The 638-nt window shown below is 30.7% G+C and carries 1 protein-coding gene; it reads right to left on the reverse strand.

The genetic code is table 11. The annotated features are described in order from the left end of the window. Positions 1 to 546, reverse strand: a 546-nt coding sequence (locus tag RTW80_RS26780; RefSeq protein WP_312721120.1) for a glycosyltransferase, incomplete at its 3' end; no start/stop codon positions are given. Positions 547 to 638: the final 92 nt, after the last annotated feature.

Here is a 638-nt window from a genome sequence, read left to right on the forward strand (position 1 = left end):
CTGCGACAGTTTGATTCCATCAATTAATTTTTTATTACACGCCATTACACATCCAGTGACAGAATTGCTCACCAATAATTCTGCTAGATTCGGAGATTTATTTATCATTTGATAATCAAACATTGACACATTTATAGGCGAAAGATTGTTGTCTGCTACACATAAGTCTGAGTGGACTAATATAGGACCATTAAAATTAACTTCTTCGATGTTGAATCTATCCATAAAGATGTGCATTTTATTTGGCAACCACAAGTCATCCTGATCACAAAAAAACACATAATCTGCATCTGTATGTTGAATTAAGTAGTTAAAATTATATTTTACCCCCCCCTTTTTATTACCATCTAAAAACAAAATCCTTGGGTCTTCCTCAGACATACGTTTAATTATATCCACGGTGTTGTCTGTAGAACCATCATCTGAAATTAATATGGTGCATTCCGAATTTTTTAGTTTATCAAAATTATTAAGAACTGATGAGATTTGCTCTTTAACATATTTCTCACCATTGTACGTTGCGAGTAGCACATCAATTTTAGTCATATGATTATCTTTTTAAAAAATATTTAACAATAAACTTTGGATTTTTCTTCTTATAAGTCCAATATAAACTTTCAGAAAAAAACATGTTACCT

It is taken from the genome of Escherichia sp. AM3 (assembly GCF_032029835.1).
Taxonomy (GTDB): Bacteria; Pseudomonadota; Gammaproteobacteria; order Enterobacterales; family Enterobacteriaceae; genus Escherichia; species Escherichia coli.